15 protein-coding genes and 1 pseudogene are annotated in these 12,143 nt (G+C 71.8%); 6 read left to right on the top strand and 10 right to left on the bottom strand.

The window, feature by feature from the left end:
- Nucleotides 1–60: 60 nt before the first annotated feature.
- A complete protein-coding gene (locus ACIBTV_RS30230; protein ID WP_396710390.1) occupies nucleotides 61–945 on the bottom strand; it encodes an NAD(P)H-binding protein in 885 nt (294 codons plus the stop codon).
- Nucleotides 946–1,046: 101 nt separating this feature from the next.
- Between ACIBTV_RS30230 and ACIBTV_RS30235 the strand changes: the two genes are divergently transcribed.
- Entirely contained in the window at nucleotides 1,047–1,949 is a 903-nt protein-coding gene (locus ACIBTV_RS30235; RefSeq protein WP_396710391.1) for a LysR family transcriptional regulator, read from the top strand.
- A 158-nt stretch (nucleotides 1,950–2,107) separates the two neighbouring features.
- Here the strand turns inward: ACIBTV_RS30235 and ACIBTV_RS30240 are convergent, their stop codons facing one another.
- Both ACIBTV_RS30240 and ACIBTV_RS30245 read right to left on the bottom strand, forming a co-directional pair.
- Entirely contained in the window at nucleotides 2,108–2,692 is a 585-nt protein-coding gene (locus tag ACIBTV_RS30240) for a WHG domain-containing protein (protein ID WP_396710393.1), read from the bottom strand.
- Between the two features lie 152 nt (nucleotides 2,693–2,844).
- On the bottom strand, nucleotides 2,845–3,567 hold the full coding sequence (locus ACIBTV_RS30245) for a hypothetical protein (protein ID WP_396710395.1): 723 nt from the start codon (nucleotides 3,565–3,567) through the stop codon (nucleotides 2,845–2,847).
- A gap of 71 nt (nucleotides 3,568–3,638) precedes the next feature.
- Here ACIBTV_RS30245 and ACIBTV_RS30250 point away from each other — a divergent pair, with 71 nt between their 5' ends.
- Entirely contained in the window at nucleotides 3,639–4,277 is a 639-nt protein-coding gene (locus ACIBTV_RS30250; protein WP_396710397.1) for a winged helix-turn-helix transcriptional regulator, read from the top strand.
- A 12-nt stretch (nucleotides 4,278–4,289) separates the two neighbouring features.
- On the opposite strand, the gene ACIBTV_RS30255 is transcribed toward ACIBTV_RS30250, so the two are convergent.
- From ACIBTV_RS30255 to ACIBTV_RS30270, 4 genes are read right to left on the bottom strand one after another with little or no spacing between them, the layout of a single operon-like run.
- A complete protein-coding gene (locus ACIBTV_RS30255; protein WP_396710399.1) occupies nucleotides 4,290–4,538 on the bottom strand; it encodes a hypothetical protein in 249 nt (82 codons plus the stop codon).
- Nucleotides 4,539–4,550: 12 nt separating this feature from the next.
- Nucleotides 4,551–4,697, bottom strand: coding sequence for a hypothetical protein (locus ACIBTV_RS30260; protein WP_396710401.1), 147 nt, complete (start codon nucleotides 4,695–4,697; stop codon nucleotides 4,551–4,553).
- On the bottom strand, nucleotides 4,694–4,960 hold the full coding sequence (locus tag ACIBTV_RS30265; protein WP_396710403.1) for a hypothetical protein: 267 nt from the start codon (nucleotides 4,958–4,960) through the stop codon (nucleotides 4,694–4,696). Before ACIBTV_RS30265 ends, ACIBTV_RS30260 begins: the two co-directional genes overlap by 4 nt.
- A 33-nt stretch (nucleotides 4,961–4,993) precedes the next feature.
- The gene (locus ACIBTV_RS30270; RefSeq protein ID WP_396710405.1) at nucleotides 4,994–5,632 is read right to left on the bottom strand and encodes an HD domain-containing protein; all 639 of its coding nucleotides are present in this window, start codon (nucleotides 5,630–5,632) and stop codon (nucleotides 4,994–4,996) included.
- 170 nt (nucleotides 5,633–5,802) lie between these two features.
- Here ACIBTV_RS30270 and ACIBTV_RS30275 point away from each other — a divergent pair, with 170 nt between their 5' ends.
- Entirely contained in the window at nucleotides 5,803–6,771 is a 969-nt protein-coding gene (locus tag ACIBTV_RS30275) for a GlxA family transcriptional regulator (protein ID WP_396710407.1), read from the top strand.
- A 24-nt stretch (nucleotides 6,772–6,795) separates the two neighbouring features.
- Here the strand turns inward: ACIBTV_RS30275 and ACIBTV_RS30280 are convergent, their stop codons facing one another.
- Both ACIBTV_RS30280 and ACIBTV_RS30285 read right to left on the bottom strand, forming a co-directional pair.
- Entirely contained in the window at nucleotides 6,796–7,680 is an 885-nt protein-coding gene (locus ACIBTV_RS30280) for a fructosamine kinase family protein (RefSeq protein ID WP_396710409.1), read from the bottom strand.
- 13 nt (nucleotides 7,681–7,693) lie between these two features.
- Complete coding sequence (locus ACIBTV_RS30285; protein WP_396710411.1) at nucleotides 7,694–8,083, bottom strand: hypothetical protein; 390 nt, start codon at nucleotides 8,081–8,083, stop codon at nucleotides 7,694–7,696.
- A 249-nt stretch (nucleotides 8,084–8,332) separates the two neighbouring features.
- On the opposite strand from ACIBTV_RS30285, the gene ACIBTV_RS30290 reads away from it, so the two are divergent.
- The 3 genes from ACIBTV_RS30290 (at nucleotide 8,333) to ACIBTV_RS30300 (ending at nucleotide 11,843) form a co-directional block, all read left to right on the top strand.
- On the top strand, nucleotides 8,333–9,430 hold the full coding sequence (locus tag ACIBTV_RS30290; RefSeq protein ID WP_396710413.1) for an L-dopachrome tautomerase-related protein: 1,098 nt from the start codon (nucleotides 8,333–8,335) through the stop codon (nucleotides 9,428–9,430).
- Nucleotides 9,431–10,064: 634 nt separating this feature from the next.
- Nucleotides 10,065–11,195 (top strand): glutamate--cysteine ligase, encoded by a 1,131-nt coding sequence (locus ACIBTV_RS30295; RefSeq protein ID WP_396710416.1) that lies wholly within the window; start codon nucleotides 10,065–10,067, stop codon nucleotides 11,193–11,195.
- 57 nt (nucleotides 11,196–11,252) lie between these two features.
- On the top strand, nucleotides 11,253–11,843 hold the full coding sequence (locus tag ACIBTV_RS30300) for a hypothetical protein (RefSeq protein ID WP_396710415.1): 591 nt from the start codon (nucleotides 11,253–11,255) through the stop codon (nucleotides 11,841–11,843).
- 24 nt (nucleotides 11,844–11,867) lie between these two features.
- On the opposite strand, the pseudogene ACIBTV_RS30305 reads toward ACIBTV_RS30300, so the two are convergent.
- Nucleotides 11,868–12,143 (bottom strand): annotated as a pseudogene (locus ACIBTV_RS30305) (type I glutamate--ammonia ligase); the annotation flags it as partial.

The following is a 12,143-nucleotide window of genomic DNA, read 5'->3' on the forward strand; positions in this document are numbered from 1 at the left end:
GATTCGGGAAGCACGGCGGGAGCCGCCCTCGGCCGAAGGCGGCTCCTGCCTCAGTGGTCGTCAGGCATCGACGGTCGGCTTGAGCGCGTCGGTGCACCACTGCCGGAACGTGGTCGGCGTGCTGAACTCCGCCGTACGCGTGACGCCGTTGTCCAGGCCGTTGTTCTTGGCGAGCGCCATGTCGAGCAGGGCCTGTGCCATCGGTTCGGAGTACCCGGCCCGCATCATGTTCGCCTTGTACGCCTCGCCCGGGATCTGCTGGTAGCGCACCGGCCGGCTGAGCACCTCGGAGATGATCGCGGCCATCTCGTCGTAGGTGAGGTCCTGCGGGCCGAGCACCGGCACCTCCTGGAAGCCGGTCCAGGTGTCGTCGCGCAGCAGTCGGGCGGCTACCGCGGCGATGTCCCGGGTGGCGACCAACGGCGCGGGCAGGTCGGGCAGGTTCGGGCCGTACAGCACGCCCTGGGTGGCGATGGGGCCGGCCTGCCAGAGCGTGTTGTCCATGAAGGACGGCATGGTCAGGGCCCGGTACGGCACACCGGTGTCGGCGATCAGGTCGTCCATCGCCAGCGTCGCGGTGACGTGACCGGCGTGCCCGGCCACCGGCGTGCCCCGGCCCAATGCCGAGACACCGACGACCCGCCCGACGCCGCGCGCGGTGAACGCCTCGATGACTGGGCGGGTGAAGCCCGAGTACGCCGCCTCGACACTCTCCGCGCGCGGGTCGGCCGCCACGAGCCAGAAGACGGCGTCGGCGCCGGTGAACGCCTCGGCCACGACGGCGGGGTCGCTGTGGGACCCGCGTACGATCTCGACCCGCTCGGCGATGCCCGGCGCGAGTCGCGCCGGGTCCCGGACCACGACGCGGACCGGCGCGCCGACGTCGAGCAGGTCCTGGACGAGCCGGCGGCCGATGTTGCCGGTCGGCGCGGTAACCACGATCATGGCTCTCTCCTCAGTGACGAACGAGGGTGACGCGGTCCAGTGAACGCGGGCCCGGCGCTCGACGGAAAGATCATCTCCGTCTCGATTGATACTCTGGCGGTATGGGTGACCTGGAGACTCGGCAGCTGCGGTACTTCGTGGCGGTGGCCGAGGAGCGGCACTTCGGGCGGGCCGCGCAGCGGCTGGGGATGGCGCAGCCGCCGCTGTCCCGCGCGATCCGGGACCTGGAGCGGCAGCTCGGCGTGCAACTGCTGATCCGCACGACGCGCCAGGTCACGCTCACGTCGGCCGGGGAGACGCTGCTGGTCGACGCCCGGGCGGCGCTGGACGCGGTCGGCGCGGCGCAACGCCGGGCCCGCAACGCCGGACGGCCGGTGCCGACGTTGCGGCTGGCGCTGAAGGCCGACTACGACGCGGGACTGCTGCCGACGATCATGGACGCCTACCGGACCCTGCCCGTGGAGCTGCTGCTCGGCGGGCACGGCGAGCAGGTTCCGGCACTGCGGGACGGGCGCGCGGACGTGGCGCTGGTGCCGACGCCGTTCGACGACCGTGGACTGGACACCGAGCCGCTGGTGACGGGCCCTCGGCTGGTGGCGCTGGCGGCCACCGACCCGCTGGCGGCGCGGACGACCGTACGCCTGTCCGACCTTGCCGGGCGGCGACTTCCGGGCGGGGCGCCGGCCGACGCGGGTGGCACCCAGCCGCCGCCCGCGGATCCGCGGAGCAGGCTGGACCTGTCGCAGATCTTCAACCTGGTCGAGGTGGGCAACGTCGTCTGGTTCCTGCCCGACTGGGTGGCCGGTCGCTTCCCGCGGCCCAACATCGCCTACCGGCCGGTGGAGGGACTGGAGCCGACGACGCTGGCGCTGGCCTGGCCCGCCGACTCGCGGTCACCCGCGGTCGCGGCCTTCGTGCGCGCCGTCCGGGAGATCGCGGAGGCCGCCTTCACCGACGAGTCGCCGACGCCGCTGCTCGACGCAGGCCGTGTCGCTCCGAGCTGAGGAATCAGATACCGGGGCGCGCTGACCCCGTCGCGGGCCGGCCGGCGGCGGCCACCGCCGGCCGGCGGGCGGAACCTGCTACGCCGGGACCTCGGCGAAGAACTGGCGCAGGGCGTCCGCGACCAGGGTGGGCGCGGTCATGGTCACGAAGTGACTGTTCATTGCGGCTGTCCTGTTCCGGTGGGCCAGTTGGTGAGCGTCGCGTGGAGCGCGTCGAGGATGCTGTGCCACGACGTGTCGAGGTCCCGGACATGCCCGAACCCGTGGACGTTCTCCAGGCTGGCGAAGCCGTGGAAGGTGCTGCGGACGAGACGGATGGCGTCGGTGAGCACCGGTTCGTCGAGCCCGTACCCGCGCAGCATCGCGTAGCTCAGCTCGATCAGGCGTAGGTGCCCGGCCGAGTTCATGCCGACCTCGGGCGGCAACGGCATCTGCGTCGCGGCGTACTGCCCGGGGTGCGCCGCCGCAAACGTACGCCAGGCGTCGGCGAACCCGGCCAGCGCCTGCCGGCCGGCCCGGCCGGCCACGGCGAGCGCCAGCTCGTCGGCGAACGCGGCTGCCGAATGGACCGCGACCTGCTCGATCAACGCGTCCCGACTGCGGACGTGCACGTACAGGGCGGCATCCGAGACCCCGAAGTGCCGCGCGACCGCCGCCACGGTCAACCGTGACAACCCGAGCTCGTCGGCCAGCTCGGCGGCGGCGGCCGAGACGCGCTCGCTCGTCAAACCCTGTCGAGGCATGTCCAACTTCCATGAGCTCAGTAAAACTTAGGAGCCCTAAGATAGCAGCCGTTCTTCCGGGTCGCGTCACCGGAAGGCGGCCTGTGCGCGTGTGCGCCCGGCGTGCGCCGCGGTGGTGTCCCGCGGGCGGACGCCGGGCCGCGCCACGATCCTCAGCTGATCGTGATGTCCGACAGGTCGACGGTGATCGGGATCCAGGAGAGATCCGGCGTGCCGTCCTCGTTGCGCGGGTGGATGTGCCGCTTCGTCGCGACCGGAATGCCGTCGATCACCTCGTGGGCCCGGATGTAGTGCGCGACGGGCGTCCGACCGTTCACGTCCGGCTGGTAGTCCATGCGACGCAGCAGGCCGGAGTCGTCGTAGTAGTAGAGCTGGGTGGTGTTGTGCGTGTGGAGCGACGGCGGGAAGGTGACGCTGAGCACTCGCCACGTCTCGCCGTTCTCGGTCCACGGCGCCACCTCGTGCGCCTCGACGCCGTCCCAGGTGAAGACGTACGGCTCGACGAGGTAGTGCCAGGTGGCGTAGCTGCGGAAGTAGGCGAGCTGGCCCAGGTCCCACGGGGTCTCCGGGGTGTAGCCGGCGAAGGTGGAGCGCGGCTCGCGCAGGTCGGCGAGCACCTCGCCGTCGCGGCCGGTGACGGTCACCCGGTCCGCCTCGCGGTCGAAGGCGACGGTGCGTCCGGTCGCCTGCTGGCGCTGTACCGAGCGCTCCTTCTGCAGGCTGGCCTCGACCAGGTCGTCGCCGACGAAGTCGGCGTGGCCCTTGAACTCCCAGAAAGGGCCGCCGTAGGTGATGCGAGCGGTGAGGGTCGAGAGGTTCTTCCAGCGGTCGAGCCCGCCGTGGGCCTCGACGACGCGGGGCAGCAGATCGGTCATCAGTTACTCCTAAACTAGGACCGGCCAGTGCGCCGACAGTACCATCCACTCCTGAGTCGTATAGTTGTCCTGTGTCACAGCGAAGCTACGAAGACCCGTGCGGCGCGGCCCTCGCCCTGGACGTCGTCGGCGAGCGGTGGGCCCTGCACGTCGTACGGGAGCTGATCTTCGGCCCGAAGAGGTTCCGTGACCTGCGCAACGGCCTGCCCCAGGCCAGCCAGAACGTGCTCAGCCAGCGGCTGCGGGAGTTGGAGCACGACGGCATCGTGCGCCGCGTGGACCTTGGGCCACCGGTCAGCGCCCGGGTCTACGAGCTGACCGAACGGGGCCGCGACCTGGAGCCGGTGCTGATCGCGCTGGCCCGCTGGGGCGCACACCAGCCCGCCCCGGGCGGGGCGACGATGAGCACCGACGCGTTCATGCTGCTGCTCAAGGCGCTCTACCGCCCGCCGGCCGGGTGCGCACCGGCGCTCACCATCCGACTGGTCGTCGGCGTCGACGCCTTCGACGTCGACGTGACGCCCTCAGCGGTCAGCGTCGTACGCGGCGCCACGGCAACCGTCCAGGCCACCGTGCGCGCCGACGTACCCACCCTGCTGGAGCTGATCTTCACCGACCGTACGGTGGCCGCGGCGATCGAGGCCGGCGACGTGGAGGTGACCGGCGACCGCGAGGTGGTCCAGCGGTTCACCCGGCTGTTCGGCAAGTGACGCGACGGGCCGTCAGGAGTTCGTCACCGGCTCGATGATCGTCTTGCCGGGCGGACGGCGGTCGCGGCCGAACGCGGCGGCCGTCTCGGCAAGCGGACGCACGGCACCGACGATGGGCGTGAGTCGTCCGGTCCGGACGCGCTGGGCGAGATCGGCCAACTGAGCGCGATCGGGCTCGACGACGAAGAAGATCGCTCGCCCGTCGCGGGGCTGCACGGTCGGCGGCAGGACGATGGTGACGACGGTGCCGCCCGCGCGCACCAGTTCGGTCGATCAGGCGAGGACGTCGCCGCCGATGACGTCGAACACCACGTCCACCTCACCGATCTGCCGCAGGTCGTCGGCGTCCAGGTCGACGAAGGTCTGCGCGCCGAGGCTGAGGGCGACGTCCCGGTCGTCGGCCCGGCCGGTGCCGATCACGTGGGCGCCCACCTCGCGCGCGAGTTGGGTGGCGATCGACCCGACGCCGCCCGCGGCGCCGTGGATGAGGACGGTCTGGTGGGGGTGCGGTCGCGACCGGCACGGTCCGTCCAGGTCTCCGGCCAGGTGAGCTCGCCGGGGGTGAAGCCCGCGGCGTGCACGCGCACGATGACGTCGTTCTCGGCGGCGTGCGGATACGGCATGTCGGTCAGGGTGAGCCCGCCGACCCCGGCGTCACGGTCCCGCACGGTGATCGCTCGCATGGTCACGTTCCTTTCCACCTGTGGGAGGTCCGTTCAGCTCGACCAGGGCGCACCGAGGATGCGCTCGACCGCCGTCGTACGCCGGAAGCCGGGAATGAAGTGTTCGAGGATGTCGGAGTTCATCGTGCCCTCCGTGGTTTCCGGCCGATTCTTGAGCCCGTCGACGTGGGCCCGCAGAAACTCGTTCTTGAAATCCCCTCGCGGGTGGGCGGCGAGGATTTCGTCCAGCTGATCCTGCGCCAGCCCGTCCAAGCCGAGGCCGATCACGTCGGTCGCGATGCCGAGCTGCGTGAACGCGATTTCCGGGCCCAGCCGCTCGGGGATGCCCAGCGTGGTGTGCAGCGCGATCGCCGTCCAGACGGTCTCGACCGCGGCCGGCGGGAAACCGCGGTCCACGAGGAACTTCCGCGCGTGGTCGGCGCCGTCGACCTCGAAACGCTGGACGACGTCGGAGAAGGGCGTCAGCAGACCGGTGTCGTGGAACATGGTCGCCAGGTAGAGCTGTTCCGTGTCCGGTTGCACGCCGATCTTCCGCGCGTGCAGGAGGCTGAAGAGGAAGGCTCGCCGGGAATGGTGGTAGATGACGGGGCGGGTGGTCTCCTGAATGAGGCGGGTCGCCTCGGCGACCGCCGCCGTATCGGGAATCTCCAACCCCGCGATGACCTCTGGCATGATTTTCGACCCTCTGGGACGTGTGTGCGGACCGTAAGTCGACCTCCATGCTGCCCACCGATCGTCGTACGCCGCCGCCTTCATCCGGCCAGGAATCACTCACATCCGGACCGGGCGAGCGGCCACGAGGATCACAGTTCTCACCGGTAACGGCGTGCTACCAATGAGCGGTGCCCGTCGGCCCCCACCACATCGCCATCCTCGTCTACGACGGGGTGACGTTGCTGGACGTCGCCGGTCCCGCGGAGGTGTTCAAGGAGGCGAACCGGTTCGGCGCCGACTACCGGATGGTGCTGCTCTCGCCGACCGGCGCGGACGTCACGTCGAACCTCGGGGTCCGGATCGCCGTCGACGGGGCCGTGTCGCCGGAGCCGGCTGTCGACACGCTGCTGGTGGCCGGGTCTGACCGCTATCCGCGCGTCCAGGTCGCCGCCGACCTGGCCGACGCCGCACGGATACCGGCGGCGGTGGCCGGCCGGACAGCGTCCATCTGCACCGGAGCCTTCATCCTCGCCGCCGCCGGACTCCTCGACGGCAGGCGCGCGACCACGCACTGGCGGGTCGCCCACCAGCTCGCCGCCCGGTGTCCGACGTGCCGCGTCGAGCCCGACGCGATCTATGTCCGCGACGGCACCACGTACACGTCGGCAGGCGTGACGGCCGGCATCGACCTGGCGCTGGCTCTCGTCGAGGAGGACCACGGTCCCGACCTGGCGCGCGACGTCGCCCGCGCCCTGGTGGTCTACATGCAGCGTGCGGGCGGCCAGTCCCAGTTCTCGGCACCGTTGCAGGGGCCGCCACCTCGGTCGCCGGCGCTGCGCACCATCACCGACCTGGTCACGGCGAACCCCCGCGGGGACCACTCGCTCGGCGAACTCGCGAAACACCTCAACGTGAGCACCCGGCACCTCAGCCGGCTCTTCCGCGACGAGTTGTCCACGACGCCGGCCCGCTACGTGGAGAACATCCGATTCGACCTCGCCAGGGCGCTGCTCGACCAGGGGCACACCGCGACGCAGGCCGCGACCCTCGCCGGCTTCCCCACCTACGAGAGCATGCGACGGGTCTTCGCCAGGAAGCTGTCGATCAGCCCCGCCGCATACCAACGCCGGTTCCGCACGACCCGCCGCGCGGGCTAGTCCGGTCCCACCATCGGCGGCTGGTCAGGTGTTCGTCCGGAACGGGGCGAGGGTGGCGCGGATCTGGTCGGCCGCGCCCCAGTCGTCGTCGAACTGGGCCAGCACGGCCAGGTGCTGTCGCAGCTGGATGATCGGCATCCGGGAACGCCAGTCGCCGTCGAGGCCGGTCAGCTCCGCGTACACGTCGAAGAACCGGCGCGCCTCGGGCGGGGGCGAGGTGGACCACACGTGGGCGAGGTCGACCTCGGCCCACATGTAGGACACGGCCGGGTCGATCAGCGCGGGCTGCCCGTCCGGAGTGGCCAGGACGTTCTGCGCCCACAGGTCGCCGTGCGTCAGACAGGCCGGCCGGTCCGGCAGCAGCTCGGGCAGCCGGTCACACAGCCGCTCCAGTGCCTTCCGGTCACCGGCGTCGAGTGCCGCCTCGACGCGGGGTTGCCCGAGCCACCGGAGCAGCCGGTGCTGGGCGAAGAACGCGAAGCCGTCGTCGTCCCAGGTGTTGATCTGCCGGCGGCGACCCAGCCAGTTGTCGCGGTGCCAGCCGAAGCGCGGATGCGACGTGCTCAGGTGCAGGTGGGCGAGCACGTGCGCGAACCGTTCCCAGAAGGCCTCGCCGGGCGGCCTCGGCCGCAGCACCGACAGCACCAGCACCTCCCGGCCCGCCAGGAGCACCTCGGGCGTGGTCACGCCGCCGAGCCTCCGCAGGGCGGCCAACCCATCGGCCTCCGCGACGAAGACATCGTCGGCCGGCGCGTCGGCGAGGGCCTTGACGAACACCGGCGGGCCGTCCCGACGGTCGGCAATGCCGGCGAGCGCCGCCAGCCCACCCGCCACCGGCTCCACGGTGACGGCGTCACTCATCCCGGCCCGGCGCAGGGACTCCAGCAGAAACCGTGCTGGGGGCACCACGAGGTCCTCCTTGTCATGCTCGTTCGCGCGATCCCAGGGAGCGCGGTGTCATCGGCGACGGCACTATCCCTGGTCCGGTCGGAGGAGGCCGTCGCCGCGCCAGCTCGTCGAGGGTGGCGACGACGACCACGAAACCGAGCGGCCAGGCCACCGGTGGCACGCCGGCGATCCCGCGGGCGCCGACGTTCAGCAGCAGCACGAGTGGCGAGCCGACGAGGAAGGCCCCCGACGACCAGGCCACGCTCGGCGAGCCCGGTCCGTACGACGACGCCCACCGGGTCAACCAGCCGAATGCGACCATCGCCGCCACCCAGCCGAGGGTCGCGACCAGCAGCGCCAGCCAGGGCACGCGTCGTCGGAGTAGATCGAACACCCGCTCGACGCTGCTGAAGAGCAGATCCATCCGTGCCCCGTCGCCGGTGAAGCCCGTCAGTGGCCGAGCCCAGTAAAGCAGCGGCGGACAACAACGGTCGGCCCACGCGGTGGCCAGTGATGCCTGGGCGGCGTGCGAGCCGCTCTTGTGCGCCACACCGAAGCTCCCCGTCGCCGGGCTCCCGTGAGCCGTCCGCGTGCGCGGGTTTCTTCCCGTTCCCGGGTTTGCCGCATCGCCCCGTGGAAAGGTGACGGAGGTGGCCACGAGACGGGAGCTGAGATGACCGTGACCGACGAGCCGGTCGGTGAGCTGGAAGTCGTGCACACGTTCACCGGGCCGATGCCCACCGGCGTGAGCGTCTCCCACACCGGCCGCATCTTCATCAACTTCCCGAAGTGGGGCGACGAGGTTCCCGCGACGGTGGTCGAGCTGCGGGACGGGGCCGAGGTGCCCTTCCCCGACCAGGCGTGGAACAACCCGTCCGGCGACGACGACGCGCAGGCGCTGGTGTCGGTGCAGAGCATCGTCGTCGACCCCGCCGACCGGCTGTGGATCCTCGACACGGGCAGCCCGATGTTCCAGCCCACGAAGCCCGGCGGACCGAAGCTCGTCCGGGTCGACCTGGACACCGACACGGTCGCCCAGGTGATCACCTTCCCCGCCGACGTGGCGCTGCCCTCGTCGTACCTCAACGACGTGCGCTTCGACCTGCGGCGCGGCGAGGCCGGGATCGCCTACATCACCGACTCCTCCGCCTCCGGCCCCAACGCGATCATCGTGGTCGACCTCGCCAGCGGCACCTCCTGGCGGCGGCTGCACGACCACCCGTCCACCAAGGCCGAGCCGCTGCACACCTTCCGGCCGGTGGTCGAGGGCCGGCCGTTCCTGCAACGGCCGCCGGACGGCGACCCGGAACCGGTCAGCATGGGCTCCGACGGCATCGCGATCAACGCGGACGGCACCCGCCTGTTCTACTGCGCGCTGACCTCCCGCCGCCTCTACAGCGTCGCCACCGACGCCCTGGTCGACCGCGGGGTCGGCGACGCCGAGGTGGCGTCCAGCGTCATCGACGAGGGCGACAAGAGCTCCGGGTCCGACGGCCTGGAGAGCGACGACGCGGGCCGGCTCTACCTCACGGCGTACGAGCACAACGCGGTGCTGCGTCGCCGACCCGACGGCGAGTACGAGACGCTCGTGCACGACCCCCGGCTGCTCTGGCCGGACACCATGTCGGTGGCCACCGACGGCCACCTCTACGTCACCGCCAACCAACTGCACCGTCAGCCCGCCTACCAGGGCGGCCAGGACCTGCGGCGCAAGCCGTACGCCCTGTTCCGGCTCCGCATCGACGCAGGCCCGGTGCTGTTGCGGCGCTGAAACGGGGCGCGCCGCGCACGACGGCGGACAACGGCGACACGGGGAGGATCCCGTGGTTGACCGGATCGCGGACCCGTGGGGCGAGCGGACGCCGTACGGGCCGGACGAGCGGTGGCCGGTGCGCGTGGACCGGTACCTGGCCGACGGCCGGACGGTCGACGGGTACCCGCCGGAACGCGTCGCCGACATCTGCGACGTGCGGGCCGCCGACGTGGAGCGGGCCGCCGAGCTGCTCGGCACCTCGCAGCGCCTGGTCTCCACCGTGCTGCTGCAGGGCTTCTACCAGTCCAACCAGGCCACCGCGGCGTCCTGCGCCGTCAACAACCTGCACCTCGTGCGGGGCATGATCGGGCGGCCGGGTGCGGGCATCTACCAGATGAACGGCCAGCCCACCGCCCAGAACACCCGGGAGACCGGCGTCGACGGCGACCTGCCGGCCGACGGCCCCGGGACGGCGGATCGGCGGAGCGGACGCCGGGGACGGGGCGCTGGAAAGCGGCCCGAAGCGGCGGCGTCGGGCCGTACGGTGACGGTATGCGACCGGGTGTGGGCCCGCACCCGGAAGCCGGCCTGCCAGTCACAGCCCCGACAACCCGTCCCACGGCTGGCCGACCATCGCCAGGAACGGAGACGCATGGCGCCACCAGCCCCGGATCTCACCGCGGCCCCGGACCTGTTCACCATCGGCGTGGAGGAGGAGTTTCTCCTTCTGCATCCGGAGACCGGTGAGAGCCTTCCGGTCGCCGCGCAGGTGCTCGCCGCCCTGCCCGCGCCGGACCGTGAGCAGAGCCGCAAGGAGTTCCGGCACAGCATGGTGGAGATGGTGACCCCGGTCTGCGCCGACCTGGCCGAGCTGCGTGCGCAGCTGCTGACCCTGCGACTCGCGGCGGGGCGGGCGGCCCGCGAGGCCGGGGCCCAGCTGGTCTCGGTGGGCGCGACCCCGGTCATGGAACGGCACCGGTCCGTGCCGGACGAACCCCGCTACCACACCATCTCCCGCCGGTTCGGGCCGGTCGCGCACGACCCGGCCGTGTGCGGCTGCCACGTCCACGTCGGGGTGCCCGACCGGGAGCTCGCCGTGCAGGTCTGCAACCACCTGCGCCCCTGGCTGCCCGTGGTGCAGGCCATCACCGCCAACTCCCCCCTGTACGACGGCTGCGACACCGGGCACGCCAGCTGGCGCTCGATGCAGTTCGACCGCTGGCCCAGTGCCGGGCCGACCCCGCACTTCGAAGACGCCGACGACTACGACAGCACCGTGCGGCAGCTCGTCGCCGCGGGCATCATGCTCGATCCGGCGATGGTCTACTGGTACGCCCGCCCGTCGGCCGCCTATCCCACCGTGGAGGTGCGCGTCGGGGACGCCTGCCCGACGGTGGACGACACCGTCCTGGTCGCCGCACTGGTGCGCGGGCTGGTGGCCACCAGCGTCGAGCAGGTCCGTGCCGGCGTCCCCGCCCCGCAGCTGCGTGACTGCCTGGTCGCCGCCGCGCACTGGCGGGCCGCCCACGAAGGGCTCGGCGGGCACCTCGTCGACCTGCGCTCCGGTGGCCAGAAACCGGCCTGGGACCTCGTCGAAGAGCTGTTCACCGCGGTCACGCCCGCGCTGGTCCGCCACGACGACCTCGCGTACGTCCGCGGGCAGCTCGACCGGCTGCACGAGGAGGGCAACGGGGCCACCCGCCAACGACGCGTCCTGACCGAGTCGGACGGCGACATCCGGGCCGTCCTCGACCACCTCGCCGCGCAGACCACCGCGCGGTGATCCATTTCCGCGGGACCCCGTGCACCCTGGTCGATGGCTGCCAGGCATCATGTCCGCGTGAGTCCCACCCTCGCCGCTCTGCTCGGCTCCGCGATCACCGCCTCCGCCATGCTCGTCCTGGTGGCCCTGCGGGGTCGGTTGAGGCGGCGGCAGCGAGAACGCGCCGAACTCCGGCGGGCGTACGTCCTGATGCTGTCCGGCGCCCTGCGCCTCGCGCACAAGGCGGAGGCGTTGCGGCAGACCGCGTACTGCGGCCCGGGCCTGCGTGAGCTCAGCGGCCCGCTGCTCGGTGGGCAGAAGCCACTGGACCCGATGGTCCTGCACGACTGGCTGGCCCGGGACATGGTCACCGTCGAGACGGCGTGGTCAGAGATCTGGACCACCGGTGACCAGGACGGCATCGCCCTGGCCAACGGGCTCATGACCGCGTTCCACGCGGTGCGGGACGCGGCCGCCGGCATCGGCGGCGGGGACGCGGTCGACGTCGGCGACGAGATCCTGATCGCGACCAGTCGCCTCGGCGAGGCGCGCCGGCAGCTTGCCCTGCACGCCCGCCGCGTCGCCAAGCTCGGACCGCGCGACGTCGACCTGTTCACCAACTACGAGCACGGTCCGACGGCACCCGACCCGGCGCTGCCCGTCGCCTGACCAGTCGGTCGGCTCGCCGCTTCGTCAGCAGTCGTAGTACAGGGCGAACTCGTGGGGAGTGGGGCGCAGGCGTACGGGGTCGACCTCGTTGGCGCGCTTCCACTCGATCCAGCCGGTGACGAGGTCGGGGGTGAAGACGCCACCTTCGAGCAGGTAGTCGTGGTCGGCTTCGAGGGAGTCGAGGACGGCGGGCAGCGAGCCGGGGACCTGCTTGACGTCGCCCCACTCCTCCGGGGGGAGGTCGTAGAGGTCCTTGTCGATCGGCGCGGGGGGTTCGATCTTGTTCTTGATGCCGTCGAG

It is taken from the genome of Micromonospora sp. NPDC049366 (assembly GCF_044466625.1).
Taxonomy (GTDB): Bacteria; Actinomycetota; Actinomycetes; order Mycobacteriales; family Micromonosporaceae; genus Micromonospora.

Bases quoted from the DNA above. Each gene is read 5' to 3' on its own strand.
- ACIBTV_RS30265 (WP_396710403.1), bottom strand. From the start codon at position 4,960: ATGCGAGCGATCACCGTGCGGGACCGTGACGCCGGGGTCGGCGGGCTC.
- ACIBTV_RS30270 (WP_396710405.1), bottom strand. From the start codon at position 5,632: ATGCCAGAGGTCATCGCGGGGTTGGAGATTCCCGATACGGCGGCGGTC.
- ACIBTV_RS30245 (WP_396710395.1), bottom strand. From the start codon at position 3,567: ATGACCGATCTGCTGCCCCGCGTCGTCGAGGCCCACGGCGGGCTCGAC.
- ACIBTV_RS30230 (WP_396710390.1), bottom strand. From the start codon at position 945: ATGATCGTGGTTACCGCGCCGACCGGCAACATCGGCCGCCGGCTCGTC.
- ACIBTV_RS30285 (WP_396710411.1), bottom strand. From the start codon at position 8,083: ATGGATCTGCTCTTCAGCAGCGTCGAGCGGGTGTTCGATCTACTCCGA.
- ACIBTV_RS30240 (WP_396710393.1), bottom strand. From the start codon at position 2,692: ATGCCTCGACAGGGTTTGACGAGCGAGCGCGTCTCGGCCGCCGCCGCC.
- ACIBTV_RS30295 (WP_396710416.1), top strand. From the start codon at position 10,065: ATGGCGCCACCAGCCCCGGATCTCACCGCGGCCCCGGACCTGTTCACC.
- ACIBTV_RS30235 (WP_396710391.1), top strand. From the start codon at position 1,047: ATGGGTGACCTGGAGACTCGGCAGCTGCGGTACTTCGTGGCGGTGGCC.
- ACIBTV_RS30290 (WP_396710413.1), top strand. From the start codon at position 8,333: ATGACCGTGACCGACGAGCCGGTCGGTGAGCTGGAAGTCGTGCACACG.